The organism is Sedimentibacter sp. B4 (assembly GCF_000309315.1).
GTDB classification, from domain to species: Bacteria; Bacillota; Clostridia; order Tissierellales; family Sedimentibacteraceae; genus Sedimentibacter; species Sedimentibacter saalensis.
Genome location: NZ_CANG01000963.1, coordinates 20,345 through 46,290, shown reverse-complemented (window position 1 = coordinate 46,290; position 25,946 = coordinate 20,345). Strand labels below are relative to the sequence as shown.

At 36.4% G+C, this 25,946-nt stretch carries 23 protein-coding genes, 1 riboswitch and 4 other annotated features; of the genes, 12 read left to right on the top strand and 11 right to left on the bottom strand.

Features of this window, described 5'->3' with window-relative positions; all coding sequences use genetic code 11:
* The first annotated feature begins 173 nt into the window (after positions 1–173).
* From BN358_RS21280 to BN358_RS21270, 3 genes are all read left to right on the top strand, one after another.
* Positions 174–1,382, top strand: coding sequence for a PLP-dependent aminotransferase family protein (locus tag BN358_RS21280; protein ID WP_019230560.1), 1,209 nt, complete (start codon positions 174–176; stop codon positions 1,380–1,382).
* Positions 1,383–1,466: 84 nt separating this feature from the next.
* Complete coding sequence (locus tag BN358_RS21275) at positions 1,467–1,751, top strand: hypothetical protein (protein WP_040584125.1); 285 nt, start codon at positions 1,467–1,469, stop codon at positions 1,749–1,751.
* Positions 1,724–2,818 (top strand): sodium:solute symporter, encoded by a 1,095-nt coding sequence (locus BN358_RS21270; RefSeq protein ID WP_040584122.1) that lies wholly within the window; start codon positions 1,724–1,726, stop codon positions 2,816–2,818. The genes BN358_RS21275 and BN358_RS21270 overlap by 28 nt, the downstream gene beginning before the upstream one ends.
* Before the next feature lie 244 nt (positions 2,819–3,062).
* Here BN358_RS21270 and BN358_RS21265 read toward each other — a convergent pair whose 3' ends face one another.
* The 4 genes from BN358_RS21265 to BN358_RS21255 are packed head-to-tail and all read right to left on the bottom strand — an operon-like array spanning position 3,063 to position 8,384.
* Positions 3,063–5,549, bottom strand: coding sequence for an efflux RND transporter permease subunit (locus BN358_RS21265; RefSeq protein ID WP_255346927.1), 2,487 nt, complete (start codon positions 5,547–5,549; stop codon positions 3,063–3,065).
* 29 nt (positions 5,550–5,578) lie between these two features.
* Entirely contained in the window at positions 5,579–6,085 is a 507-nt protein-coding gene (locus BN358_RS28440; RefSeq protein ID WP_083851728.1) for an efflux RND transporter permease subunit, read from the bottom strand.
* A gap of 7 nt (positions 6,086–6,092) precedes the next feature.
* Positions 6,093–7,280 (bottom strand): efflux RND transporter periplasmic adaptor subunit, encoded by a 1,188-nt coding sequence (locus BN358_RS21260; RefSeq protein ID WP_019230559.1) that lies wholly within the window; start codon positions 7,278–7,280, stop codon positions 6,093–6,095.
* A 9-nt stretch (positions 7,281–7,289) separates the two neighbouring features.
* Positions 7,290–8,384: a glycosyltransferase gene (locus tag BN358_RS21255; protein ID WP_019230558.1), complete on the bottom strand. Its 1,095-nt coding sequence runs from the start codon at positions 8,382–8,384 to the stop codon at positions 7,290–7,292.
* A gap of 126 nt (positions 8,385–8,510) precedes the next feature.
* Here BN358_RS21255 and BN358_RS21250 point away from each other — a divergent pair, with 126 nt between their 5' ends.
* From BN358_RS21250 to BN358_RS21230, 5 genes are all read left to right on the top strand, one after another.
* Positions 8,511–9,056, top strand: coding sequence for a TMEM165/GDT1 family protein (locus BN358_RS21250; RefSeq protein WP_019230557.1), 546 nt, complete (start codon positions 8,511–8,513; stop codon positions 9,054–9,056).
* Positions 9,056–9,634: a CoA pyrophosphatase gene (locus tag BN358_RS21245; protein WP_051011062.1), complete on the top strand. Its 579-nt coding sequence runs from the start codon at positions 9,056–9,058 to the stop codon at positions 9,632–9,634. The genes BN358_RS21250 and BN358_RS21245 overlap by 1 nt, the downstream gene beginning before the upstream one ends.
* 156 nt (positions 9,635–9,790) lie before the next feature.
* Positions 9,791–10,025, top strand: a binding site (T-box leader).
* A gap of 89 nt (positions 10,026–10,114) precedes the next feature.
* A complete protein-coding gene (gene cysK, locus BN358_RS21240; protein WP_040584127.1) occupies positions 10,115–11,008 on the top strand; it encodes a cysteine synthase A in 894 nt (297 codons plus the stop codon).
* Between the two features lie 14 nt (positions 11,009–11,022).
* Positions 11,023–11,577: a serine O-acetyltransferase EpsC gene (gene epsC, locus BN358_RS21235; RefSeq protein ID WP_019230555.1), complete on the top strand. Its 555-nt coding sequence runs from the start codon at positions 11,023–11,025 to the stop codon at positions 11,575–11,577.
* A gap of 391 nt (positions 11,578–11,968) precedes the next feature.
* Positions 11,969–12,637 (top strand): DUF2812 domain-containing protein, encoded by a 669-nt coding sequence (locus BN358_RS21230; RefSeq protein ID WP_019230554.1) that lies wholly within the window; start codon positions 11,969–11,971, stop codon positions 12,635–12,637.
* Positions 12,638–12,816: 179 nt separating this feature from the next.
* Here BN358_RS21230 and BN358_RS21225 read toward each other — a convergent pair whose 3' ends face one another.
* The 3 genes from BN358_RS21225 to BN358_RS21215 are packed head-to-tail and all read right to left on the bottom strand — an operon-like array spanning position 12,817 to position 14,645.
* Positions 12,817–13,062: a hypothetical protein gene (locus tag BN358_RS21225; RefSeq protein WP_019230553.1), complete on the bottom strand. Its 246-nt coding sequence runs from the start codon at positions 13,060–13,062 to the stop codon at positions 12,817–12,819.
* Between the two features lie 27 nt (positions 13,063–13,089).
* Complete coding sequence (locus BN358_RS21220) at positions 13,090–14,241, bottom strand: M56 family metallopeptidase (RefSeq protein WP_019230552.1); 1,152 nt, start codon at positions 14,239–14,241, stop codon at positions 13,090–13,092.
* On the bottom strand, positions 14,238–14,645 hold the full coding sequence (locus BN358_RS21215; RefSeq protein ID WP_019230551.1) for a BlaI/MecI/CopY family transcriptional regulator: 408 nt from the start codon (positions 14,643–14,645) through the stop codon (positions 14,238–14,240). Before BN358_RS21215 ends, BN358_RS21220 begins: the two co-directional genes overlap by 4 nt.
* A gap of 715 nt (positions 14,646–15,360) precedes the next feature.
* Between BN358_RS21215 and BN358_RS25820 the strand changes: the two genes are divergently transcribed.
* A complete protein-coding gene (locus tag BN358_RS25820) occupies positions 15,361–15,666 on the top strand; it encodes a hypothetical protein (RefSeq protein WP_157593576.1) in 306 nt (101 codons plus the stop codon).
* 352 nt (positions 15,667–16,018) lie between these two features.
* Positions 16,019–16,480 carry a hypothetical protein gene (locus tag BN358_RS21205; protein ID WP_019230548.1) on the top strand — a complete coding sequence of 154 codons (462 nt, stop codon included), beginning with the start codon at positions 16,019–16,021 and terminating at the stop codon, positions 16,478–16,480.
* Positions 16,481–16,577: 97 nt separating this feature from the next.
* Here the strand turns inward: BN358_RS21205 and BN358_RS21200 are convergent, their stop codons facing one another.
* Positions 16,578–17,606, bottom strand: a complete 1,029-nt coding sequence (locus BN358_RS21200; RefSeq protein ID WP_019230547.1) for a GerMN domain-containing protein — start codon at positions 17,604–17,606, stop codon at positions 16,578–16,580.
* Between the two features lie 120 nt (positions 17,607–17,726).
* Positions 17,727–17,927 (top strand) — a binding site (T-box leader).
* Positions 17,928–18,051: 124 nt separating this feature from the next.
* Positions 18,052–18,246 (top strand) — a binding site (T-box leader).
* A 73-nt stretch (positions 18,247–18,319) separates the two neighbouring features.
* Here BN358_RS21200 and BN358_RS21195 point away from each other — a divergent pair.
* A complete protein-coding gene (locus BN358_RS21195; RefSeq protein ID WP_019230546.1) occupies positions 18,320–19,156 on the top strand; it encodes an NAD(P)-binding domain-containing protein in 837 nt (278 codons plus the stop codon).
* A gap of 211 nt (positions 19,157–19,367) precedes the next feature.
* Here the strand turns inward: BN358_RS21195 and BN358_RS21190 are convergent, their stop codons facing one another.
* From BN358_RS21190 to BN358_RS21180, 3 genes are read right to left on the bottom strand one after another with little or no spacing between them, the layout of a single operon-like run.
* Complete coding sequence (locus BN358_RS21190) at positions 19,368–20,171, bottom strand: ABC transporter ATP-binding protein (protein ID WP_019230545.1); 804 nt, start codon at positions 20,169–20,171, stop codon at positions 19,368–19,370.
* Positions 20,172–21,194, bottom strand: coding sequence for an iron ABC transporter permease (locus BN358_RS21185; RefSeq protein WP_019230544.1), 1,023 nt, complete (start codon positions 21,192–21,194; stop codon positions 20,172–20,174).
* Positions 21,191–22,174: an ABC transporter substrate-binding protein gene (locus tag BN358_RS21180; RefSeq protein ID WP_019230543.1), complete on the bottom strand. Its 984-nt coding sequence runs from the start codon at positions 22,172–22,174 to the stop codon at positions 21,191–21,193. The genes BN358_RS21185 and BN358_RS21180 overlap by 4 nt, the downstream gene beginning before the upstream one ends.
* A gap of 144 nt (positions 22,175–22,318) precedes the next feature.
* Positions 22,319–22,502: riboswitch (cobalamin riboswitch) on the bottom strand.
* Between the two features lie 135 nt (positions 22,503–22,637).
* Positions 22,638–22,843, top strand: a binding site (T-box leader).
* A gap of 398 nt (positions 22,844–23,241) precedes the next feature.
* Here BN358_RS21180 and BN358_RS21175 point away from each other — a divergent pair.
* On the top strand, positions 23,242–25,896 hold the full coding sequence (locus BN358_RS21175) for a valine--tRNA ligase (protein ID WP_019230542.1): 2,655 nt from the start codon (positions 23,242–23,244) through the stop codon (positions 25,894–25,896).
* Positions 25,897–25,946: the final 50 nt, after the last annotated feature.

Genomic DNA, 25,946 nt, shown 5'->3' with positions numbered 1-25,946 from the left:
TATTGGAAAAATAACTAATTTAATATAAGAGGCTCTTACAATGAGTGTTTTGATTTAATAGATTAATTTTCTGATATTGTAGTTGTCGTATTATGGAAATTTAATAATTATCGACGGCAATAAAATTATATGTTAAAATATAAAAATAAATATTATTTTAGAAAGGGGATATTATGGCTCACTTTGCAAAACGCATGAAAAGCATGGAAAATTCAGCATATGTGGTTAAAAAACTATTTGGTGCTATGAATGATCCTGAAATTATATCTTTTGGAGGCGGAGCGCCTGCAAGGGAAGCACTGCCTGTTGATATTGTCCGTGAAATTTCAAATGACATAATGAGAATGGATTCAAGAGGAATTGAAGCACTTCAGTACGGTCCTGTAATGGGAACAGCTGACCTTAGGGAGGTTGTGGTTAATGAACTGCTTGCTCCAAAGGGAGTAGAAGCAAAAGCTGAAAATATCATAATCACCGGCGGAGGAATGGAAGCAATAAATTTATTGTGCCAGCTTTTTATTGATCCTGATGACATCATACTTGTTGAATCTCCAAGTTTTGTGCATTCAGTGGAAGTTTTTGAAATGTTCCAGGCAAAATGCATACCTGTTTCTATGGATGAAAACGGCATGATGACAGATGACCTTGAAGAAAAAATCATAAAGTACAAACCAAAGATGGTTTATGTAATTCCTACATTTCAAAATCCCACAGGCATAACCCTTTCGCAGGAAAGAAGAAAAAAAATTGCCGAGCTTGGAAGCAAGTATAACACAATCATTCTTGAAGATGATCCATACAGGGACATACGCTACAGCGGCAGCGATCTTTTGCCTATAAAATCTTTTGATAAAACCGGACATACAATTCTTGCCAACAGTTTTTCAAAGATTTTTTCAGCAGGAAGCAGACTTGGATACATATATGCTAATGATGAAATAACTGAAAAGCTCTTTGATGCAAAGACAGCAACAAATTCGCACACAGCAATGCTACCGCAGATACTTTGTGCAGAGTTTTTCAAAAGAGGATATTATCCTGCTCATCACAAGATGATCTGCGATTTGTATAGAGAACGAAGAGACGTTATGCTTGAATGCATAGACAAATTTTTCCCGGAAGGAACAAAGAGAACAACTCCTGACGGAGGATTGTTTGTATGGGTTGAGCTTCCTGAAAACATCAACACAACAGAGCTTCTTAAAGAATCTGTTTCAAATCCTGATGTAAAAGTTGCATTTGTTGCAGGTGAAGGTTTCTACGCTGAAGGCGGAGGAAAGGGAAGAAACTGCATGAGAATAAGCTATGGAGGTGTAACTCCGGAAAAAATTCGCATAGGTGCTGAAAAGCTCGGAAGACTTATTTTTTCGAAGGTTAAATAAATAAGCTAAATTAATTCCCTGCCCAGTCAGTATATGAATATGTTTCATACTGATCGGTCAGGGGTTCATTTTTAGGAGACTGAAATGGCAGAAGCAGGCTTTTTACATATTGCAGGAATGGCGTCAACCTTATTGTTAATTATGATAATCGGCGTTAATTCAGGAAAGAACATTAAAAATTCATCTGACTTTACAACAGGAGGAAGGAGCGCAAGCACATCACTTGTTGCAGGAGCCCTTATAAGTACGCTTATAGGAGGATCTTCAACCATAGGAACAGCGCAGCTTGCTTATTCTTACGGAATGTCCGCCTGGTGGTTCACCCTGGGCTCGGGTTTAGGATGTCTGTTGTTTGGGCTTTTTTTGTAAAGCCTTTCAGAAACAGCGGTTTTATTACCATTCAGCAGGTAATCAGCCATGAATATGGAAACTTTGCCGGAGTTGTTGCGTCCGTATTGAGTTCCTTTGGAATTGTTTTAAACATCGTGGCACAAATATTGTCAGCAAATGCACTGCTTACTGCAGTGTTTGGCATCAGACCGTTTCTCAGCGCTGCAATTACTGTGGCAATAATGATATGTTACGTGGTATTTGGAGGAGTTCTTGGGACAGGAATTCTTGGAAATGTAAAACTTGTGCTGACGTACATTGCAGTTGGTTTCGGAACATATAAAATTATGACTTTGAGCGGTGGATTTACTCCCATTTACAATGCTCTTCCCAAGGAACAATATTTCAACATGTTTGCCAGGGGCTTTGGAATTGATATTGGCTCATTGGTATCTGTTATCTTAGGAGTGCTTTGCGGGCAGACTTACGTGCAGACTATTTTGTCGGGAAGAAATGATATTGATGCGAAAAAAGCAACTGTAGCAGCAGCGTTATTGCTCCCACCTGTAGGATTAGGTGCTGTGTTTATTGGAATGTATATGAAAATAAACTATCCATTAATAGAATCAAGTCAGGCATTTCCCATTTTTGTATTGGAAAATATGCCTCCATTGCTTGGAGGTGCTGTTCTTGCAACACTCCTTTTAGCTCTTGTGGGAACTGGTTCCGGCATGGCTCTTGGATTTGGGACTATTGTGTCCAAAGACATTTACAAGAAATTTATAAGAAAAGATGCTGATGGAAAAAAGGAGCTTCTTGTCAGCAGGATTTTCATAGTTTTGTCTTTTCTCATTTCGGCTGCAATAGTGAGCATAAATAAGCAGACTGCAATTCTCACCTGGGGTTTTTTGGCTACGGGACTGAGGGGTACTGTGCTTTTGTTTCCTATGCTTGGGGCGCTTTTCTTCAAGGATAAAATTGACCATAGATTTGCTGTTGCATCGAGCATAGGTGGAATCACTGCTCATCTCACATGTGAATGTTTTTTGAACTCAGCTTTGATTCCTTGTTTGCAGGAGTGGGTGTTGGATTCATTATTTTTGTAGTTGGTGCAATCGTTAAAAAAATCGGCAGATTGTAATAAGATCTCCCTTGGGAAATTATTAATACTTGGTATTTGCTGGTGAATTTGAAATCAAAATTCGTAGGGGAGGACTACTGTCCTCCCGAATATAACAGAATTGTTGTATCAACAAACGGGCGGATACAAGACCCGCCTACGATATATAGAAATTTGTTTGTCAATAGTCTGACGGCAGCAATGGCTGCTGTTTTTTTTTATTATTTTAATTATTTTTCAATCATGCTGTAAAACATGGGAACAACAATCAAAGTAAGCAGTGTGGAAACCATAAGGCCTGTCATAAGAGCCACAGCCATTGGTGTAAAAAATGAACTTGCAGATAAAGCCAATGGTACAAGTCCAACCACTGTTGTTATTGTGGTAAGCATTATTGGGCGAAACCTTCTTCTAACTGAACTTTTGCAGGCTTCATCTATCGTTAATCCGTCGCGCCTTGCTCTGTTGATGTATTCAAGAAGAAGTATGGCGTTGTTTACAACAATTCCTATGAGCGACAAAAGTCCAAGGCCTGCAGTAAATGAAAACGGCTGATTAAAAATCCACAATCCAAAAATTGAACCTATTACTGACAACGGAACGGATATCATTATTATCAGCGGCTGCAAGAGTGAACTGAACTGAATCATTAAAATAACGAAAATTACCGCAAGGGATATGGCAGCAGCTATGCCAAGACCTTTAAGGTACTTGGACAATGTCTGTTTTTCTCCACCGAATTCAAAGTCTATGTCATCATCAGAATAGTTTAAATTGATTATTTTTTCAATTCTATTTTGTGCCATCTGGGCGCTGTATCCTTTGGAAACCTCTGCAGTAACCTTTATAACGGGCGATTTGTTGTATCGCTGGGCTGATGGCTCTGCTGCACTAAGTGTAACATCTGCTGCCTGCTTAAGCATTATTTTGTTTCCGGTGGCAGTTGACTTTATTTTAAAGTTTTCAAGATCACTTATGCTTGCAATGTTTGATTTGAGCACAATGTCATATTCATTGTCACCTAAATTTAAAACTGAAGCATTTATTCCGCTAAGAGCTATGTTTACCTGGCGCTGGATGTCATACTTAGTAAGCCCCATGACAGAAGCAATGCTGTTGTCTACGTCTATGCTGTATTCCTGACGATTCTTTGCATATGAGCTTGTAACATTGTACAATCCTTCAATATTCATGAGTTCATCTTTAATCATGTTTGCTTTTTCAACAAGGTTAGTTCTTTCATTTCCGGAAATCAAAATTTCTATGTCTGATCCTGGAGCTGTTATGGCAAGTAGTTTGGCAGTTATCTGAGCTCCTGTGATGTTTTCATTTAATTTATTTTGAATGTGCATCATGAACTCCTGCTTGTCTTTTCCAAATGATTTATCATTTTTCAGGTTAAATTTTACAATCAGTTGTGAAAAGTCAGCTGAGTCTGAACCAATTGCAGATGTCAGGTAATACTTTGGAAAATATCCTCCAACACAGGTAAAAATGCTTTCTATTGCTTTTTCGTCACCAAGGAGAGATTCTATATCCTTGGTAAGCTCATATGTGCTTTTTATATCGCCCTTCTTGGAGTTTACAACATCTACATACAGGTAATTTTTATCTGTGTACGGAAAAATTTCAAGGGGAAGAACAAGAACAGCAGTTGCCACGCTTAGGAAAAAAATGCCGAATACCAGAATAGCTGACAATTTTTTTCGATTAAAAGCGGCACTAAGCAAATTTGAAAAAATCAGTCTTGTTTTGCTGTCATAGTTGTCGAGTTTTGTGTTTGTCCTGAAAAACATTGCTGCAAAAACCGGTACAACAAATATGGAGACAGCATAGGAAAACAACAATGCAGCAATTATTACAACAGGCATTGTCTTTATGAATTCACCTGCTTCTCCGGGCAGAACAAACAGTGTTGCAAGTGCGGCAACCGTGGTGAGTGTTGAAGTGAATACAGGTACTGCAGATTCCATAACGCCTTCAAGTGCAGCCTGATTGTTTGGAAGTCCTTCGTTAAGTCTCATCTGCACTGCATCCGTCACAACTATGGAGTTGTCAACAACCATTCCAACTGCCATGATGAGTCCTGCTATGGATATTTGCTGCAAATCAATTTTGAAAATATTCATGAAGCAAAACGAGGCAAAGATAGTAAGAGGCAGTGAAACTGAAACTATCAGGGCATTTCTTATTCCCATGCAAATAAGAACAATGACAATTACAAATATGATTCCTTCAAAGAGGTTCAAAATAAAATCATCTAGGGCTAGTTTTACATCTTCAGGCTGGAATGTTATTTTATCAATGTCTAAATCTACTGAAGCACTGTTTTTTGTTTTAAGAATAGCATCATCTATTTCATCCCCAACAAGAACAACATTGTTTTTAGTTTTGAAATATGCAGCAAGAACAACTGCATTTGTGCCCTTAGAGTATATTTTTTTTGCATCATCATCTTCACCAAAATAAACATTTGCTACATCCTTGAGCCTGACTATTCCTCTTTCTGATGCGGCTATTATTATATTTTCAATGTCTTCAAGGGACTCAAAACTCTCGGGAACATTAACATTTATCTTTCCGCCTGGTGTGTCTATTGCTCCTGCAGGTATCCGTAAATTCTGTGCCTGAAGAAGATTATGTATTTCTTCTATTGAAATGGAATAATTATTTAGTTTCATGGCATTTGTTTTAACAAATACTTTTTTTTGTCGTATTTCCTGCTATGGTAATTTTATTTATTTCTTCAATAGATAAAAGGTTCTGTTTTAATTTTTTTACTATAATAATCAAGCTGGCTGAGAGTAAGATTTTCTCCTGAAACAGACAACAGCATTCCTGCTGTCTCAACCATTGACTCAGTATCAACATGGGGCTCATAACAGCCTGATGGAAGTTCAGATTTCACATTGTCTATGTATTCCTTTAAATCAGACCACTGTTTTTCCTTGTCAACGGAATAGCTTATGGTAACAATAACTGCACTGAAGTTGTCATTTGATATAGAGTCTATTTTTTCTATGCCATCTATTTTTGAAGCTTCTTCTTCAATTTTTTTCGTCACAAGCTCTTCAACATCATGGGCAGAGGCACCGGGGTACACGGTTGAAATTAAGGCAGATGGGCTTGTTATGTCAGGATTTTCCTGACGGGGCATGCGGTAAAATGAAAAAATTCCAAACAATATTGTAATTACAAAAGCAGCAACTGCAACATACTTTTCCCTGAGCAAAAATGTAATGATTTTTTTCATAAAAACCTCACTTTTTCATAACAGGGGAACCGTCTTTAATATTGTCAGTTCCGTTTATAATTAATTCATCATTGTCAGACAATCCCCTTATCAGTGCCTTGTCATCCACTATATCTAAAACCTCAATATTTTTTCTTATGGATTTTCCTTCTTCCAGTATGTAGACGTAATTTTCACCATCATTTAAAATGTATGGTATTTCAAGATAAATTCCGTCTGACTTTCCTGTTATGAGTTCCACTTCGGCTATGGAGCCTATGTAAAATTTTTTGTCTGTATCAATGGATATTTCTGCTGTAAATGTCATGGAGGCTTCATCAGGAGTCTGATTTATGTTTGTTATTTTTCCTGAATACACTTCATTGTTTACAGTGATTCTGGCCAGGGTTCCAACGCTTACTTTTTCAGAGTCTTCCTGGGTTAATCCAACTGTGGCAATTTGATTTTCACTTTGAACTAATATGACAGGATAGCCTGCAGGAATAAGTTCACCTTCTTTATACAAAATGTCTGCAACATACCCATTAACATCACAGACAAGAGTTGCTTCTTCATATAGCTTTAAAGCAGCTTCATAGTTATTAAAAGACATTTCATACTGAGATTTTGCAGAAGAAATGTCTTCGCTTCGAGTGCCTGCCAATGTTTTATTAAGAACTTCTTTTGACTGGTCAAGCTCCTTTTCAGAAATGTTTAAACCAAGCTCTGCTTCTTTGAAGCTTGACTGCGACACGGCTCCTTCTTCGAAAAGAATCTTTGTGTCATTGAATGTAAGAAGGGCATAATCATATGCAGCCTGTGCTTTTTCAACATCAATCTTTGCAGCGCTTATATCTTCGTCCTGAGCTCCTGAAAGTGCTTTTTCATATTGTGAATATGCAGCATCTGCCTGATTTTTGGCTGCATCTGTCTGAATTTTTAAATCAGACTTGTCAAGCTCAAGCAAAACTTCCCCTTCATCCACACTCTGGCCTTGCTGCACATATATTGACTTCAGTATTCCGCTTGATTTGAAGGAGTATTTTTTTAAGGAATCACTGTTAATTATCCCTACATATTTTAGGTAAGAATCTGTGCTTTCCATATTAACAGTAATGGTTTCAACAAGCGCAGCACGATCAGAAACTGCACTTTTTTCCCTGCTGCAGCCTGAAAGAAACAACATAAGGGCGAGCAAAACCAAGAATTTTCTCATAAATACCTCTTATTTTTCTATACTTTCAACCACATCATCAACTATTTTTTCAGAAGATGATTTATAATACATTTTCCTCATGTTTTTTCTCATTGCATTGAGCATGTCAGGGCTCTTTATAAGCTCCTTCGTGCTGTTTATAATTTGGAATGTATTGTTTGCAATTATAGCAGCACCTTTTTTCTCAAAATAAAGGGCATTTTCCTTTTCCTGTCCCGGCACAGGCTTTATTATTATGAGAGGAATTTGAACAGCCAATGCTTCGCTTAAAGTTATGCCGCCGGATTTTGTTATCATGCAGCTTGATATTTTATAAAGTTCATCAATGTTTTCGGTAAATCCAAAAACCTTCAGATTTCTAAGACCGAGGGATTCAAGACTTTCCTTTTGAGCTGTATTGTTTCCGCAAACAACAGCAACCTGAATTGATCTGTCCTTGCACAGTTCAACACATACATTCTTTATGCTTCTGAACACTCCGAATGCACCGGAATTTATCAATACAATTTTTTTGCCTTTTCGGAAATTGTACTTTTTGTACAAGTTTGTTATGTTTTCAACTTCTTCAAAGGCATCTCGTATTGGTATGCCTGAAACAACTGTTTTTTCAACAGGAATGTTCATTTTTTTCATTTCTTCCTGAAGTTCATTTGTAGCTATGTAAAATTTGTCTATTTCTTCGCTTATCCAAAGTTTATGTACGTAAAAATCTGTAACAATGTTAAACACAGGTATATTTTTGTTGTTTTTGTCTTTTACCTTCAGTGATGACAATATGGGAAACGTGTTTATTATGAGATTCGGCTGGAATTGCCTGGCTATTTCATCAAGTTTTTTGTAACCAAAGTTTCTGTATAATTCAATGACTTTCATGTCTGTAAGCTTTTCGGAGCCATAATAAATTTTAGAATATGCTTCTCCGAAGTCATAGCTTTTTATGTATGCCTTTTTAATTGTTTCCGTGATTTTGGGGTGAGCCTCTGTAAACAAGTCAACTACAAAGACATTGGTGTACCCCTTGTTTATAAATGCATTTTTTAAAGCTGTAGCCACCATCTTATGTCCGTTTCCGAATGGTGCTGTGGTAATTAGTATATTCAACATAATGCCTCCAAACATAAGCAATCAAAATAATATTTTTGTTCTGATTGTACTTCATATCAAATATTATAATATATATGGACAATTAATAAAAGAGTTTGTTTGATAATAAATTAATGGAGGAATTACATGGAATTTATAGAAGCTTTTGTACTGGTCTTTGCTGCTGAAATAGGCGATAAAACTCAACTTATGCTAATGACCCTGGCTGCAAAGTACACCATGGTTCAAATGCTTTTAGGTATACTCCTGGGAGTTTTTTTAAATCACGGAGCAGCGGTGTTTTTAGGAAGCCTCTTATCCGGAGTGATTGACCAGAATTTGCTTCAGGTTTTTGCAGGATTAATGTTTATATTTTTTGGAATTATCATAATAATTTCTGATGATGAAGACTGCACTGACAAGTGTTTCAGATTTGGCCCCATACTAACAACCGCTCTGACATTCTTCCTGGGAGAAATAGGAGACAAGACACAGCTTACTGCAATGACCCTGGCCATGGAGGCAGAGTATCCCTTAATGGTGCTTGCAGGCTCTGTTGCAGGAATGCTGTTCATTGGTTTCATTGGAATAATTATTGGCTCATCGTTGACTAAACACATTCCTTCTTATATAATAAAAACAATATCAGGACTGGTATTTATATTATTTGGATTGATGAGGCTTAACGGATAATGAATATTGAATATATAAAAAATAAAATAAATGATGTTGAACCAAAACCAATTGATGAAGATTTCAGGTTTTCTGTGCTGGTTCCGCTGGTTGAAAAAGACGGAGAACTTAATCTCATTTATGAAGTAAGGTCCAAAACCATAAGGCAGCCAGGCGAAATTTCATTTCCCGGAGGAAAGATAGAGGACTTTGAAAATCCAGCCGAAGCTGCCATGCGTGAAACATGGGAAGAGCTTGGAATTCCAAAACAAAATATAGAAATATTGTCTGAACTTGATTATGCTACAAGCAAAAGCGGTTCATTTGTATATTCATTTCTGGGATACATCAAAAACCTTGATGTATCTGACATTCCCTACAGCAAGGATGAGGTTGATGATCTTTTTTGTGTTCCCTTGTCATATTTTTTAAACAACGAGCCGGAAAAATATTACATGAACTACCTTCCTCAGGCAGACAAGGATTTTCCATACCACATGGTCAATGACGGAATCAATTACAATTGGGGGAACATTAGGTATCCCGTTTATTTTATAAATATGAAGATAAAGTTATATGGGGACTTACGGCAAAAATAACCTACAGCTTCATTAATAAGCTGAAAAGTGACAATTAAAGAAAAATAAGTATCGATTAATTGGCATAAAAATTATTTAAAATATTTTTAAAAAAGTGTTGCTTTTTTTAAGTCGGTATAATATAATAAGTAAAAAATATACCCAACTAAATTAGTAGGAAATACAGTGAAGAAGGAAAGTAATATATATTGAATTTTTAGAGAGAGCATCTCCAGGCTGAAAGGATGCTTATTGGATGTATATGTGAAGTGCCCTTCGGAGTACAGCACCGAAATATAAAGTAGGCTGCTGCGGAATCAACCCGTTAAAATGAAATAGCATGATGGTGCTGTTAAGGTGGGCAATTTATTTGCCAATAAGAGTGGAACCGCGGATTATATCCGTCTCTGATGAAAATTAAGAGGCGGATTTTTTGTATTTAAAAATAAAGCTCATGAAGCTATATTTTTTTCTGGTTTAGGGGTAAAAAGGATGGTAGTTATGGAAAATTATACAACTTTAAAATTAATAGGCAATACTCCAATAGTTCAATTGCCAGGAGAAAATATATTTATTAAAATGGAAAAATTCAATCCGGGCGGAAGCATAAAAGACAGGGCAGCCCTTGGAATGATATTGGATGCAGAAGAAAAAGGAATATTGAAGAAAAACAGCATAATTGTTGAGCCTACAAGTGGAAACACAGGAATAGGTCTTGCTTTGATAGGAAGACTCAAAGGATACAAGGTAGTAATAACAATGCCTGAAACAATGAGTGTTGAAAGAAGAAATATAATAGCAGCATACGGAGCAACTTTGATACTCACAGAAGGTGCCAAGGGAATGTCTGGGGCAATTGCCAGGGCAAATGAACTTTTGAAGGATGACAAAAATTACTTCAAGCCAGACCAGTTCAACAACCCGGCAAATCCGGAATTCCATTATAAAACCACTGCTCCTGAAATAATCAGCCAGGTTAACGACCTTGACATATTCGTAGCAGGTGTTGGTTCAGGCGGAACAATTTCCGGAGTTTCAAAACGACTCAAGGAATACAACAAAAATATAATAACTGCAGGCGCTGAGCCTTCCAAATCACCTGTATTGTCCGGAGGAAATCCGGCACCTCACAAAATACAGGGAATAGGAGCAGGATTCGTACCGGGAGCATACAACGGAAGTTATGTTGATGAAATATTTACTGTAACAGATGAGGAAGCCATAGATACAGCTGTTGAAGTTTCCACAAAGACAGGAATTCTGGTTGGAATATCTACAGGAGCCAATGTGGCTGCAGCAAGAAAGCTTGCAAAAAAATACGGAAACAACAAAAAAATAGTTACAGTATCTCCTGACGGCGGAGAAAAGTATTTGTCAATGGTTAAGTACTACTAGAAAGGAATGATCCCATGATAAGATTTATAAAATCAATAATTGAAGATATAGATTCAGTGTTTGACAGGGACCCTGCAGCAAGAAACAGAATAGAAGTATTGCTTTTGTATCCTCACATGAAGGCTCTCATAACATACAGAATTGCTCACAACCTATACAAGAAAAAAAGATTTTTCATGGCAAGATGGATATCAAACATGGGAAGAAAATGGAGCGGAATTGAAATCCATCCGGGAGCAACAATAGGCAAGGGATTGTTCATAGACCACGGCATGGGAGTTGTAATAGGAGAAACAGCAGTTATCGGAAACAACGTTACAATGTTTCATGGAGCAACACTGGGAGGAACAGGCAACGAAAAAGGAAAAAGACATCCTACAGTAGGGGACAATGTTACAATAGGAAGCTCTGCAAAGATTCTTGGAAATATTTATATAGCTTCAGGAACAAGAGTCGGAGCAAATTCCGTAGTTCTTTACGACACAAGCCCAAATTCAACAGTTGTTGGAATCCCGGGAAGAGAAGTTAAAAAAGGTAAGATCATATGCCTTAATGAATATGCAATATAACAAACAGCCTTCGGATTTCCGGAGGCTGTTTTTGCAATCAGAACGGTGACAGCTTAGCTGTGAAGGTAATGTGTGATAGATGATTGATGATTGATATGGCGTTTAGGAAAATACCAAATAAAAGAGTAAACTTTTAGTTTGGATATGTTGACAAAAATGATTATATAGTATACGATACAGTTATATTAAAATTAACCGTATTGAGCGGTTCCGCTGAATAATTAAATTTATTTAATAGAGTTTTTAAAAAATTATTTAAAGCAGGGAAACTTTTCAAAATTACAGATATTGCATCATGCATTAGAAAAGGGGAAAAAAAGAAGAGAATACTGATCGACTAAAAAAGCAGATAGATGATTATGATAGCTTTATTATTTATTTGGAGGGTGAAATGAGCGATACTAAGTACTTAATATTTCCATATATAACAATATATGATTATAAGAGTATTGAAGATAATTTAACTGCTATGGCAGCACAAGGATGGAGAACTGAAAGTATAGGACCGTTTCTATGGAAGTTTAAGAGGTCAGAGCCATCAAATAAGAAATTTTTTGCTTTCTATACAAGTAATTCAAAATATGAATCTGCATCCACAGAAGAGCAAAAATTGCTTGAAGAGCTTTGTGTCAAGGGCGGTTGGGAAAAAGAATTCCAATGGAAAAATATGCATGTATTTATCGCAGATCATGACGCTATGCCATTAGAAACCGATGAAGCAATAAAACTAGAAAATATACATAAAAATATGAAAAAAACTTTTATACCAAACTATACTATACCATTAATCTTTATGCTGTTTATCTCATTTAGTAATGGTATGAAATACTTCGGAAACTCCCCTTATAGCGATGAGAAAACAATTTGGGCTTTCTTGCTTAACCTGTATGGTGCTTTTTTAGTAGGGGCATCTCTACTAGTATATCTGTTTTGGTTTAAGTTCTCGAAGAAAAAAATATCCGAAGGTGGTACATGTGTAAGTACTAAATGGTATCGCAAGCTTCTAATCGTGCTATTAATTGGATTCCTGACAATCTCTATCGGAATTCTCTTATATTAAATATAGAAACTACACTCATCGTTGGGCTATTTCACTCTCAAAGAATATCCATGTTAGTGACAAGGGAGTGACAAGGGTAGTGACAAGGGGACGGGGTTATTGACAACAATATGACAATAACCCCGTCCCTGGAGGTAACTAAATTAAATAATTACCTCCTTGATTGAAGAGAAGAGAAGTTATACCCATTCCCAATCGGTAAGCCATATACCATAAGTAAGTGACCATAATCGTTTTTGCAGTTTTCCGTCCACAACTCGGTATTTCCATTCTGTTTGTTCTGCATTTATCACTGCACCGCCATTTACTTCAGAACTTGCTTTTTCTGCTGCGTATACAGCATGGTTTGATATAAAAGCTGTGCTTAGACACATTAGAAGAATGCCAATAATGGAACAACGGATTAAAATGTTTCTTATTTTCAATTAATTCACCTCCTTCACATTCATTTGTTATTTAACAGGTAATAATGAAAATGGTTCTATATCGATGTTAGGTATATCACATCTGTATTTGCCGTCAGCATATAAGGAATAAGTGCCGTTTTCATTAAGTATCAAATATGAATTTTCTGGGTTAATGTCAAAAATTTCTTCTTGAGATTGTGCTGGTGCAGAGTAAACAGGTTGTATAACAAGCTTGTACGATGCTAAGAAGGTCAATAAAATCATGGAGCACATCAAAAGAATATGAAATTTGTGCTGTTTTTTACTGCTGGAATTATATTCAAGCACAAGATTAAATCTTTGTTCAATTTTTTGTGTGTTATTTGTGCTGACCAGTGCAGCACAGTTCATAGGAGTAGTATGAAGCACAGTAATGTTTCTCGCTTCACGGATGACTTTTAAGATGCTCTCCAGGTAGCTGATGCGTCTTTGTTCATCCATTTGAGACGTAATGCTTAGGTCACATTGAATTTCCAAAATATGATCCAATTCTCTCCTTAATAAATGAACAAAAGGATTCCACCAAAACAACGAGCATAAAAAGTACATGGAAAATTTAGCCCATGCATCCTTATTCAAATAATGAGTCCATTCATGAATAAGGATATTTTTCAGTTCATCATCTGAAAATGTTATATCAGGAAGGCAAATAACAGGTTTAAAATATCCTGTTATCATAGGAACGGTTATTTCCCTGGATTGTATTATTTTAACTTTTGTATTTTTATAGCTTTTTGCTATAATCTCATCCATGCATGAAACAATCCTTGGGTCATGAGTTCCGGAAATAGCATTCACAGAATGATAGAGACTGATTGATTGGTGCACATATTTTAATAAGTTATATATACCTCCAATGAACCAGACAGCAATCAATAAATCGTGAATATGTATTGAAATATCATTATAAACGGTAAATAATTGTTTGTTAAAAATATCCATAATGGCAGGAAAAATTTTATCTGATTCGATAACAATGGCATTTGGAAATTCAACAAAATAAATCAAACGAAAAATTCCGGAAACAATCAACAATATTAAAGGAATGAGGCTAAAATTGATTATAAAGCTATTACGCTTTCGCAATAAAGCAATAACAATAAAAAATACGTTGCACAGCAGTATAGAAGTAATAACCGAGAAAGTAGTTACAGTCATTTTCTATCGCTCTTCCGTTCCTTCAGAATAGCCTCCAGCTTATCCAGTGTTTCATTATCAATATCCTCATTTTGAACAAGTGCAGATACAAGACCTGTTATAGCAGATGATTTTGATTTAAGATAGTTTGCTCCCTGCTTAAACTGCATAATCTGATATTCCTCCTGAGTAACTGCTGCGGAATATGTCCTTCCATAATTTTTACCTGTTTTTACGAAGCCTTCCACCCTGATTGCTCCTTTTTCTAATAAGCTGTTCAGTAAAATATGAATTGAACTTTTTTTCCAGGAACGTTCCGTAGAAAGCTCAATAATTTCAGAGCGTGACAAAGCCTTATCATGCGACCACAAAAGATCCATAATTTCCTGTTCATTTTTTGTTAGCGAAAATGAATTGTTATCCATAAAAAATACCTCTGTATATTTGAATTATTAAATTATATTGAATATCATTATATTATAAACAATATTATAGAATGTTCTTCTTATTATGTCAATGAAAATCATATCCTAAAAGCAGTTCCTTAAAATAACAAATAGTTGATTGATATGTCGTTCGAGTGAATCATATATTGACAAATTAAATTACAAAATATATAATACAGTAATATAGAATATAAATATAAAATTGATTAAGTTGAGGGGAACTTATGAGGTTTTATTGCGTAAGATTTTGTCAAAGATGTTTTTGTATCTGGTTGGTTGTGAAAGCATGGGGTAACATATATCAACATGATTTTATAAGTTAAAATTATGTTGATATAGGAGGAATAAAAGGGGATGGATGGAACGATACATATTATAAATGGAAAATATGAATATACTTTTCCATTTATAATAAATATATGGATTTTTGTAGATGATTCCGTTGGACTGTTCTATTTGCACTATATTTAAAGTTAATTGTGAAAAATGAACTACAAAAAATAAAAAATAGAAGGAGTAAAAAATGGTGCGAAGATTATTGCTCGCTTTCCTTACGTCAGTTTGCCAGTATATTTTATATGGATCCATATTTATCATATGTATGGTTTTCATTCCCTGGCCATCCATTGCTTTGCTTCTGATTGTACCGTATATTTTAATCCCTATAATTAGCGCTAGCGGTTGTTGCTTTTTAATGAACAGAAACAATTTCTATTTTGATTCACGAAATATGGCTACCAAAGCTTCTGCTTACAGATTGGCTGTTCGGCTCCTGTCTGTGTTTTGTTTTCTTTTGGTTGGATACAATTTAGATAAAAAAAATGTTGTGCCAATCTTTGTTTCTGATTTGCTAAACAAGTCTGGAGAGTATGCCGGCACATTTGAATCGCTTCTAACAAATCTCTTCTTCTATCTTTTAGTTGCCATATTTCCAACTGTATTTGCGTTTGTTGAATATCTATTTGTCGCGACAAAAAATGATTATAGCGCAGAAAGATAAAACAGTAACACTATGAAGCGGGACGTGTTGACAAGGGGACGGGGTTATTGACACCAATATGACAATAGTCCTGTCCCTATGACATCAGTGGATACATAAAAATATTTAAAAATCTTTTCTCCAAATTCATATTGAATTGTTTATATAGTAGTGGAAATAACCGCGTATATATGGTAAAAGTTATTTCAAAATATTCAAAAAATTATGTTACAAAATTAATCTGTAGATTGTCTATATATTTATAGAACAATTAACAGAAGTGTAAACGCTTGCGCATATAGTTAAAGAGGTAGCTGGTGAATGTTATAGTCTATAATAGAATTTAATTCACAGGTTTTATATGGGGAATATAATGGATAATATGTCTAAGGAAGTATTTATTAAAAAAGTATATGCTTTTGCTTTCCGATTAACAGGATCTGAAAATTCAGCATGTATTTTAGCGGAGACGGCAATTAATAGGATGGTTCAGGCATCAGATTTGAACAATAATATGTCTGAAGATTTTTTTATGTGTATTGCAAAAGATATTTGTAATATTTACATTAGCGATTTCAAGTCCTTTACAGACGAAGGCTGTGAAGAACATGATAAAAAAGCTGATGCAAGTTTGCTGCAAAAGATTATACTATCTCTTGAACCATTGAACAGAATAACAATAATATGGAAGGATGTTTATGGTTTTAGTCTGAATGAAATAATTCCTGCGGTTAACCAGCCTTATAGTATACTTCAGCAAGTACTGGCTTCTACAAGACGTCAGATAATAGCACAAACGCTAATGGAAGGGGAGTTAGGTGAAAAAAGCATATGAATTATTATAATATCTTATAATAAGCAAGGATAGACCAAGTATGAAAACTTGATATACAAAAAAAGGCTATTGGCATTTCAGCCAAAAGCCCTATACTTCATTCTGTTGTTTTTACATTTGTGTAGTCAACCTTGTAAGCTTCGCCTTCTTCAATAATTATGTGACCTGATTCATAAGGGCCGCCGTCAATTGTAATGTACACTTCTTCAACCTGGTAATAGTCTCCCAGTGTATTTGTGAGGCACTGAAGTATCATTGCTTCAAAGCCGCTTCCTGCATTCATTTCTGTAACAAATTCCTTTGAAAGGTCAATGTGTACGCTGTTTCCCTGTTCATCGAAATAAAGGTCGTTTATTTTTGTGTTTGGGCCTAATACTTCATAAACTGACAGGTCTTTAACATTTTTTTCTATTATATCCTTTGGTTCCTCATTGGTGTTAAATGAAATCTGAACATCAACAGCATGAATTGTAATTCCATCAACATCAGGATAATAAAGTGTTATGGACTGTATGAAAGGCTGATTTTTAATAATTTCTGATATGGTGGATGATACTTCATATCCCTCGCCAATATTAACTGTCTTAATAAGCCCTGTGTCCTTGGCATAGTAGTCAATAGTCTTGCCTTGCTTGCCTTCTGTTGTAACTTCTAAGGCTTCAAAATTTCCCATCTTTGTGACAATTTCTTTTGCTACATTTGTTATGGTTGATGTTGCACCACTGTCATTGGTCCAGCTGTTTCCTTCTTCCAAGGGTTCTTTTAAAAGTATTCTTCCGCTTGTATATTCTTCATCTGTGAAATTTTCCCTGAAGTATGTTTCACCTCGGTTTAAAAGTTCAAGAAGCTGCCCGTCTTTTATTTCCAGTACTTTGACAATTTCAGTGCCGCCATTGTCAGTCCTGGTCTGAATTCTGTTATTTTTAATATAATCAACGTATGTAGTCATGAATGCAAATTCATTGCCTTCACCTTCATAAACATATTTTGTATTCTCAGTGAATGGATAATAATTTTCAATTTTAAGTGATGGAGTTTCATTATTGTCATCCGGCGGATTTGCTTCATTGGCGCAGCCTGTAAAAAGCATTGCTGAAATAATGACCATGGTTATCAGTTTGTTCATATGTACCTCCTAAATATAGATAAAAATATTATACCCATAATTCTCCTAATTAATAATTTCTGGATAATTTTAAATTTATTATTGACAAATTGCAGTTATTGTTATATCATTCTTTTTAATATATTTGCTTTGAAAAGAAATAGTAAATATGCATGGTCTATAGAGAGGAAGCTGTCGGTGAAAAGTTTCCGTCCCGCTGCATGTTGAACCCATCTTGGAGCTTTTGGGGGTAGCAACCCAAACGGCAAAACCGTTATTTACATGAGATGCTGCATATTAATGCGGCAATTAGAGTGGTACCGTGGATAATCCGCCTCTTAGTATTTAAGGGGCGGTTTTGTTTTATGCGACAGTATGGAACTGATAATTTGGTGAACGAAACTGAGCTGTGTTGATACAATCAAGAAATGAAGAAAGAATTAATATTGATTATCAAATAACTTAATACTCAGCTATGATAAGAAACAGTAAATGTGCAAGGTCTTTAGAGAGGATACTATTGGTGAAAAGTATCTGTCCCGCTGTATGTTGAACCCGTCTTGGAGCTTTTGGGGATGACCCAAACGGCAAAACCGTTATTTAAATGAGATGCTGCATTATGCATGCAATTAGAGTGGTACCGCGGAATTCCGCCTCTTAGTATTTAAGGGGCGGTTTTTTATTTAAAATGCATAACAAAATATCAAATACAAAATATATATCAGGAGGATATTATGAAAAAAGAATTAGGAATTATAGGAATAGGAAATGTGGGGTCAATGTTGCTTCACAAATTCATGGAGTTGGATTTGGTGAAGGAAGAAAATATTTGTGTTGCAAACCGCTCCTTTGAAAAATTGGATAGCCTTGAAAAGAAATACAAAGCGCTTACTATCTGCAAGAGCAATGAAGACCTTGTGCAAAGCTGCGACAAAATTATGATATGCGTTGAACCATTGAATCTGCCAAGAGTATTGAAGGAAATAAAGCCATATTTAAATGAAAACAAGTATCTCATGATTTCAACATCAATGGTTGCCCACAAGGACCTTATAAAATTCCATAATGGAAGCATCACAATTTTTATGCCAACACTGATTTCAATGGTTAACGGCGGAGTTACAATCGCCTGCCACAATGAAAATGTGAAGGATGATGAAAAGAAGTTCTTTGAAGAACTCATGGCAAATTTCAGTGAAGTTAAAGTAATGGGAGAAGAAGACATTAATCTGAGCCAGAACATGACAGCAAGCTTTCCTGGATTTTTCGCTGAAATTATGCTTGAATTTGTAAAATCAGCATCAAAAAAGAGCAAGAACGTAACAGACGAGGAACTTGAACACATGTTATTGGTTTCACTTCTTGGAGCTTCAAGACTTCTTCTTGAAAAGAACATGAGCTTTGAAGAAACAATAAACAGAGTTTCAACAAAGGGAGGAATCACTTACGAAGGAGTAAAGGTGTTTGAGAAAATGCTTCCTGATGTATTCGATGCAGCCCTTAATGCATCTACAGGAAGATACAATGAGATTACTGAGCTTGCTTCAAAGGAAGCTAACGAAATTTTGTAAAAAAATAGCAGCTATGCTGCTATAAGGTTGATGACAAGGTTATTTGTCGGTGAACTTGAAATCATATTTTGTAGGGGAGGACTACTGTCCTCCCGCAGATAACAAAGTTATTGAATTAATTATACGGGCGGATACAAGATCCGCCCCTACGGCTTGTAAAATCAGGGTTTGTCAATGGCCTGAGCAGTTCTGCTACGCTACCTCCCCTACACTATTTAATTTTTCTTAGTTTTGTTTGTGCAGGACCATTTTGTATACATTCCCACTGCTTAAGGGAATCAACCATGTATCCTGCCACATCCATTTCATATACATCGCTTAATAATTTAGAAGAAATTACATCCTTTGTCTTGCCGTAAGCTGCAATTTTTCCCTTATCCAGCAACAGTACGTTGTCAGCAAGCTTCATGGCAAGGTTCAAATCATGAAAAACTCCTATTACTGTGTGACCTTCTTCTTTTGACCAATCTCTGAGGAAATCCACAAGCTCTGCCTGATGTTTCAAATCAAGATGGTTTGTAGGTTCGTCAAGAAGTATAACATTTGGTTCCTGGGCCAATGTCCGGGCGAGGTACACCCTTTGAAGCTGGCCTCCTGACAATGTGCTTATCTGCTTGTTTTTCATGCTGTAAAGTCCAACTGCCTTCAGGCATTTGTCGGCATATTCCCTGTCCCTTAAGGAAGGTTCCTTGAATGTACGTCCCTTCATGTGCAGATATCTTCCCAAAAGAACTGTTTCATAAATGGTGTATGAAAAATATATTGTTGATATCTGGCTCATGACTGCTATTTTTTCGGCAACTTCCGTTCTTTTCATGTCAGAAATATTTATTCCGTCTATTTCAATAGTTCCCATATGAGGAATCAGCCCTGATATTGTCTTAATAAGAGTTGTTTTTCCACAGCCGTTGGGTCCTAAAATGCACAGGTTTTCGCCTTCCATGACATCCAGTGATATGTCTGAAATAACATCAAATCCGTTATAGCCTGCAGAAACATTTTTTAAAGTAAGCATTTACAGCTCCTTTCTTTTGGAAAAATAAATATATGCAAAAAACGGTGCTCCTACAAGCGCAGTTATTGCGCCCACAGGCAGCTCAGACGGCGATATAATTGTTCTTGCAGTCAGATCACACAGAACCATGAATGCTCCTCCAAAAAGCATTGACATGGGAATTACTGTCTTGTGAGAAGAACCGAAAATCTTCCTTACAACATGAGGTGCAATCAAGTCAATGAAACCTATGACTCCCACAAATGAAATTGCGCTTCCTGTGAGAGCAGCAGAAAGTCCAAGAAGAATCCACTTTACTTTCTGAACATCAACACCCATGGTGAAGGCTTGCTCCTCACCGAAAGTCATTATGTCCAGTTCCTTTGAATAACTTTCTATTACAATTATTCCAACCAGCACAATGGGGAACAATATTAAAGCATTGGACCAGTCCTTCAGTGCAAAACTTCCCATCTGCCAGAATGTAAGCTGCTCAAGGTGCTCCTTTGCCATGGAAGTCAAAAGCGTAAGAATTGCATTGACAAATAGAGAAAACACCATACCCACCAGGATTATGGTATTGTTTTCCAGGTTTTTGTCCATTTTTGATGCAAACTTCACTGCCGAAAAAACAGTGACCAACCCGAATGTTAATCCCACTGCCGGTAATGTGAATGGTCCAAGAAAAGGTATGGAAAATCCTGTGACTATAACAAATGCCGCACCCAGTGATGCTCCTGAAGAAACCCCAAGTGTATATGATGATGCAAGAGGATTTTTAAGTACTGACTGCATTACAGTTCCGCTCACAGCCAGTGCTCCTCCCACAAGAAATGCAAGTATTGTTCTTGGCAGTCTCAGATTCCATACAATTGAAACGGAAACTTCCTTCACATCCGGATTAAGTGGTAATCCAAATGTTTTGCCGGCTATTATATTAATAATGTGGCTTCCGGGAACATAAATGCTCCCTAAGCCGATGCCCATCATGATTACTATTATGCATATAATGATGGACAAAATTACTTTTATTTTAGTTTTCATTTTTTAAATACTTCCGGATACACATCTTCTGCCATTTCCTTCAATGCTTTAACAACATTGTGGTTTGATAGAGAGCTTGCTGAATTGTCGATGTAATAAACATCATTGTTTTTAACAGCAGTCATGTTATCCCATCCAGCTCTTGATTTTATTTCTTCAGTTGGATTTTCAATGTAGCTGACATTTGTAAGTATTATGTCCGGATCTGCTGCTACAACAGATTCATCTGATACGGAAATCCATTTTTCCTGATCAGCAAATATATTTTCTGCACCGATAAGTTCAATCATTTCATTTAAGAATACTCCGCTTCCAAAGCTGTACAGATTTGGTGCAGCAGCTATTTCAAAATAAACTGATTTCTTTTCTGTTATTTTTGAAGAAAGTTCAGTGATTTTAGCTATTTCTGTCTTCATTCCCTCAACAAGTTCTGTTCCTTTTTCTTCATTCTTCAGGGATTTAGCCAGGAACATTATGTCTTCGTATATTCCTTCCATGCTGTCGCTTGAAGGTATGTATGCCAAACAAATTCCTAAGTCTTTCACAGGCTTGAAAGGATCGCTTCCATCACTCTTGCTCATTCCTGATGCAATAACGAGGTCAGGTTCAAGGGCAACGAGCTGTTCAACATCAGGCTTCATTATGTCAAATAGAGGCAGATCTGCGGGTATTCCTTCTATGTCTTTGGAATATTTGTCAACTGCAATTAGTTTGTCTCCGTAACCCAATGCTACAATAATTTCTGTATTTGAAGGGGACATGGATATTATTTTGTTTACTTCTTCAGGAATTGTTATTTCATTGCCTGCCCTGTCTGTTGTAGGGAGACTTAGTTCATTTGACTCTTTATCTGGAGTTTGCTGTTCTGTTTTGTTTGTTGGTTCCTGCACTTTTTTTTCAGGAGCCAGATATTTGGAACATCCCGTCATTGATGCGACTATCAAAAGTATTGATGCCATTGTAAATAATTTCTTTTTCATAATAATCCTCCGGTTTATTTTAAACACCTTTGCAATAAAAAAACGTTCCGAATAAACGAAACGTAAATTACCACAACCAGCTGGAGTGAATATCCAATTTATTTTGCTATCGCTTTTCTTCCTGGAAAGCATAGCATTTGCGGTATTTACGCAAATAATACTGGCAGGTTTTCCGACTCAGAGGTCATAGCAATTTTTTACCTTCCCAGAAGAATCCAGTGGTTGCATGTGCATAAAAATCGCTCTCTCATCACGGCAGCAGGACTGTTTAGGATTTTAACCTAATTCCCTATTATCGCTTGCGCGCACCAATATCGAAAGATGTTTAATTGAGTAGAGTATATTATAATTAAGCATTTTTGTCAATTGAAGATTGATTGGAAAAAATGAATTTACGCATACAAAAAGCTTAAATAGTTATTGACAAAAGAACATATTTTTAATATTATGGTAAGTAATTAAATATTTTGCTATGAAGAAGAGGAGTAGGTTCATAAACTTTACAGAGAGTGAAATCCATGGGTTGAAAGATTTCATAAGAACATGTGGACTGAAGGTAGCTTTGGAGCATTTAATCTGAAACAACAGTAAGATTAAACGGGTTGCCGTTATAAAATTAAGAGCCAGAAATGGAAATTAGGTGGTACCGCGGGTTTTCTCGTCCTTTTAGGATAAGAACACCCGCTTTTTGTATGCCCTAACCCAATTGTTGCGAGCGATAGCGAAGCAAGAATTGGTGGTAGGTCAGACACAATGAGTTCCGTATGATTTACCCAATTTATTCGACCGTAGGGAGAAATAAATTGTTGGTAATTCAACCGCAATGAATTCTAAATTTGTGCGAGCGGCAGTGAGCAGACAAATTTAAGAATGAAACTGCGAAAATTATGCGACGTGAGGAGCAAATAATTTGGTGAACGAAACTGCGCTGTGTTGATTCAATCAAGCAGTGTTGAAAGAATTATTGATGAATGAGACAGCGATATGTCAGACCATTGGCCGCACAGACGCAACAAGAACCAGCACAAAAAATAAAACTAATATTAATATAAGGAAAGGAACTAGTTATGACAACGAATATACCAAGCAAGTACAATCCAAAAGAATTTGAAGATAAGATTTATGATATTTGGATGGAAGAAAACTGCTTCAGAGCAGAAGTTAACAAAGACAAAAAACCATTTACAATTGTGATGCCGCCTCCAAACATAACAGGACAGCTTCACATGGGGCATGCACTGGACATGACTTTGCAGGACGTTTTAACAAGATGGAAAAGAATGCAGGGTTATGAAGCTTTATGGCTTCCGGGATCTGACCATGCCAGCATTGCAACTGAAGTAAAGGTTGTTGAAAGACTTAAAAAAGATGAAGGCAAGACAAAAGAAGAAATAGGAAGAGAAGAATTCTTAAAACGTGCATGGAAGTGGAAAGAAGAATACGGCGGAAGAATTGTTCAGCAGGTTAAGAAGCTTGGAAATTCATGCGACTGGTCCAGAGAAAGATTCACCATGGATGAAGGCTGCAACGAGGCTGTAGTTGAATTTTTCATTAAGCTTTATGAAAAAGGACTCATATATAAAGGAAACAGAATAATAAACTGGTGTCCTGACTGTCACACTACTTTGTCAGATGCAGAGGTTGAGCATGAGGACATTCCGGGAAAATACTACTATGTAAAATATCCATATGTTGAAAATCCTGACGAATACTTTGTTGTAGCAACAACAAGACCTGAAACAATATTCGGAGATGTTGCCATAGCAGCTCATCCTGATGATGAAAGATACAAACACCTCATTGGCAAAAAGGTTATAGTTCCTCTTGTTGGAAGAGAAATTCCAATAATAGGAGATGAGTATCCTGACATGGAAAAGGGAACCGGAGCGCTTAAAATAACTCCATGCCACGACCCTAACGACTTTGAAATTGGGCTTAGACACAATCTTGAACAAATCAACTGCATGAACGAAGACGGAACAATGAATGAAGAAGCCGGAAAATACAAAGGAATGGACCGTTTTACATGCAGAAAGGAATTTGTAAAGGAACTTGAAGAAAATGGATTCATGGTAAAAACAGAAAGTACTGATCACAACGTAGGAACATGCTACAGATGCCACAACATAGTTGAACCAAGAGTTTCAGACCAGTGGTTTGTTAAGATGAAACCTCTTGCTGAACCTGCATTAAAAGCAGGAGACAACAAGGAAGTTGAATTTGTTCCTGAACGTTTTACAAAAATTTACACTCACTGGCTTGAAAACATAAGAGACTGGTGCATTTCAAGACAATTGTGGTGGGGTCACAGAATTCCGGCATACTACTGCCAGGAATGCGGAGAAATAATGGTTCAAAAGGATGCTCCTCATAAATGTACTAAATGCGGCAGCACAAACATCAAGCAGGACGAAGACGTTCTTGACACATGGTTTTCATCAGGTCTATGGCCATTCTCAACATTGGGCTGGCCAAACCAGACAGAAGATTTCAAATATTTCTATCCAACAGATGTACTTGTAACAGGTTATGACATAATATTCTTCTGGGTTGTTCGTATGGTATTTTCAGCCCTTGAAATGACAGGAGAATCTCCTTTTAAAAATGTATTTATTCACGGTCTCGTAAGAGATGCTGAAGGAAGAAAAATGAGCAAGTCTCTTGGTAACGGCATCGACCCATTGGAAGTTGTTGGCCAGTTCGGAGCAGACGCTTTGAGATTCATGCTCATGACAGGAATTTCACCTGGAAATGATACACGCTTTAACAATGACAGGCTGGAATCAAGCCGTAATTTTGCAAACAAGCTTTGGAATGCATCAAGATTTGTTCTCATGAACATTGATGGCGATTTAATAGATGAAGAAACTGCAAAAGCAAACTACAAGACAGAAGACAAATGGATTATTTCCAGAATGAACAAGGCAGCAAAGGAAGTTACAGATAACCTTGATAAATTTGAGCTTGGAATGGCTGCTCAGAGAGTTTATGACTTCATCTGGAATGAATACTGCGACTGGTACATTGAAATAGTTAAGCCGAGACTTTACGCAGATGAAGGAACAGACAAAGACACAGCAAGGTTTGTTCTCATAAAAGTTTTAAAAGACATGCTGAAACTCCTTCATCCTTTCATGCCTTTCATAACTGAAGAAATATGGTCATTCCTGCCTGAGACTTCTTCAAGGTTAATAAAAGCTGATTGGCCGAAGGCTTCAGAAAATGAAAACTTTGAAAAGGCTGAAGCTAATATGGAATTCATAATGGAAGCAGTAAGAAGCATCCGTAACACAAGAGCTGAAATGAATGTTGCACCTTCAAGAAAAGCAAGAGCCATTTTTGTTCCATCAAAGGATGAAGCTGTTGAATTTATTCAGACAGGTGCTCAATATTTTGCAACTCTTGCAAACATCACTGAAATCAAGATAGTTCATGACAAGACACAAATAGGCGAAGACACTGCATCAAGCGTTATGGAAGGAACTGAAATATACCTTCCTCTTGCAGACCTTATTGACTTTGAAAAGGAAATAGAAAGACTTGAAAAAGAAAAATCAAGGCTTCAAGGAGAACTTGACAGAGTTGTAGGCAAGCTTAACAATGAAAAATTCATGAGCAAGGCACCTGAAAGTGTAGTAAATGAAGAAAAAGAAAAAATGGCTAAGTATGAGTCAATGATGGAAAAAGTTGTTGAAAGGCTTGAACATCTGAAAGCAAAATAGCAGTTGATATTTCTTACAAATACTAATAAAATGTAATGTAGATACGAAAA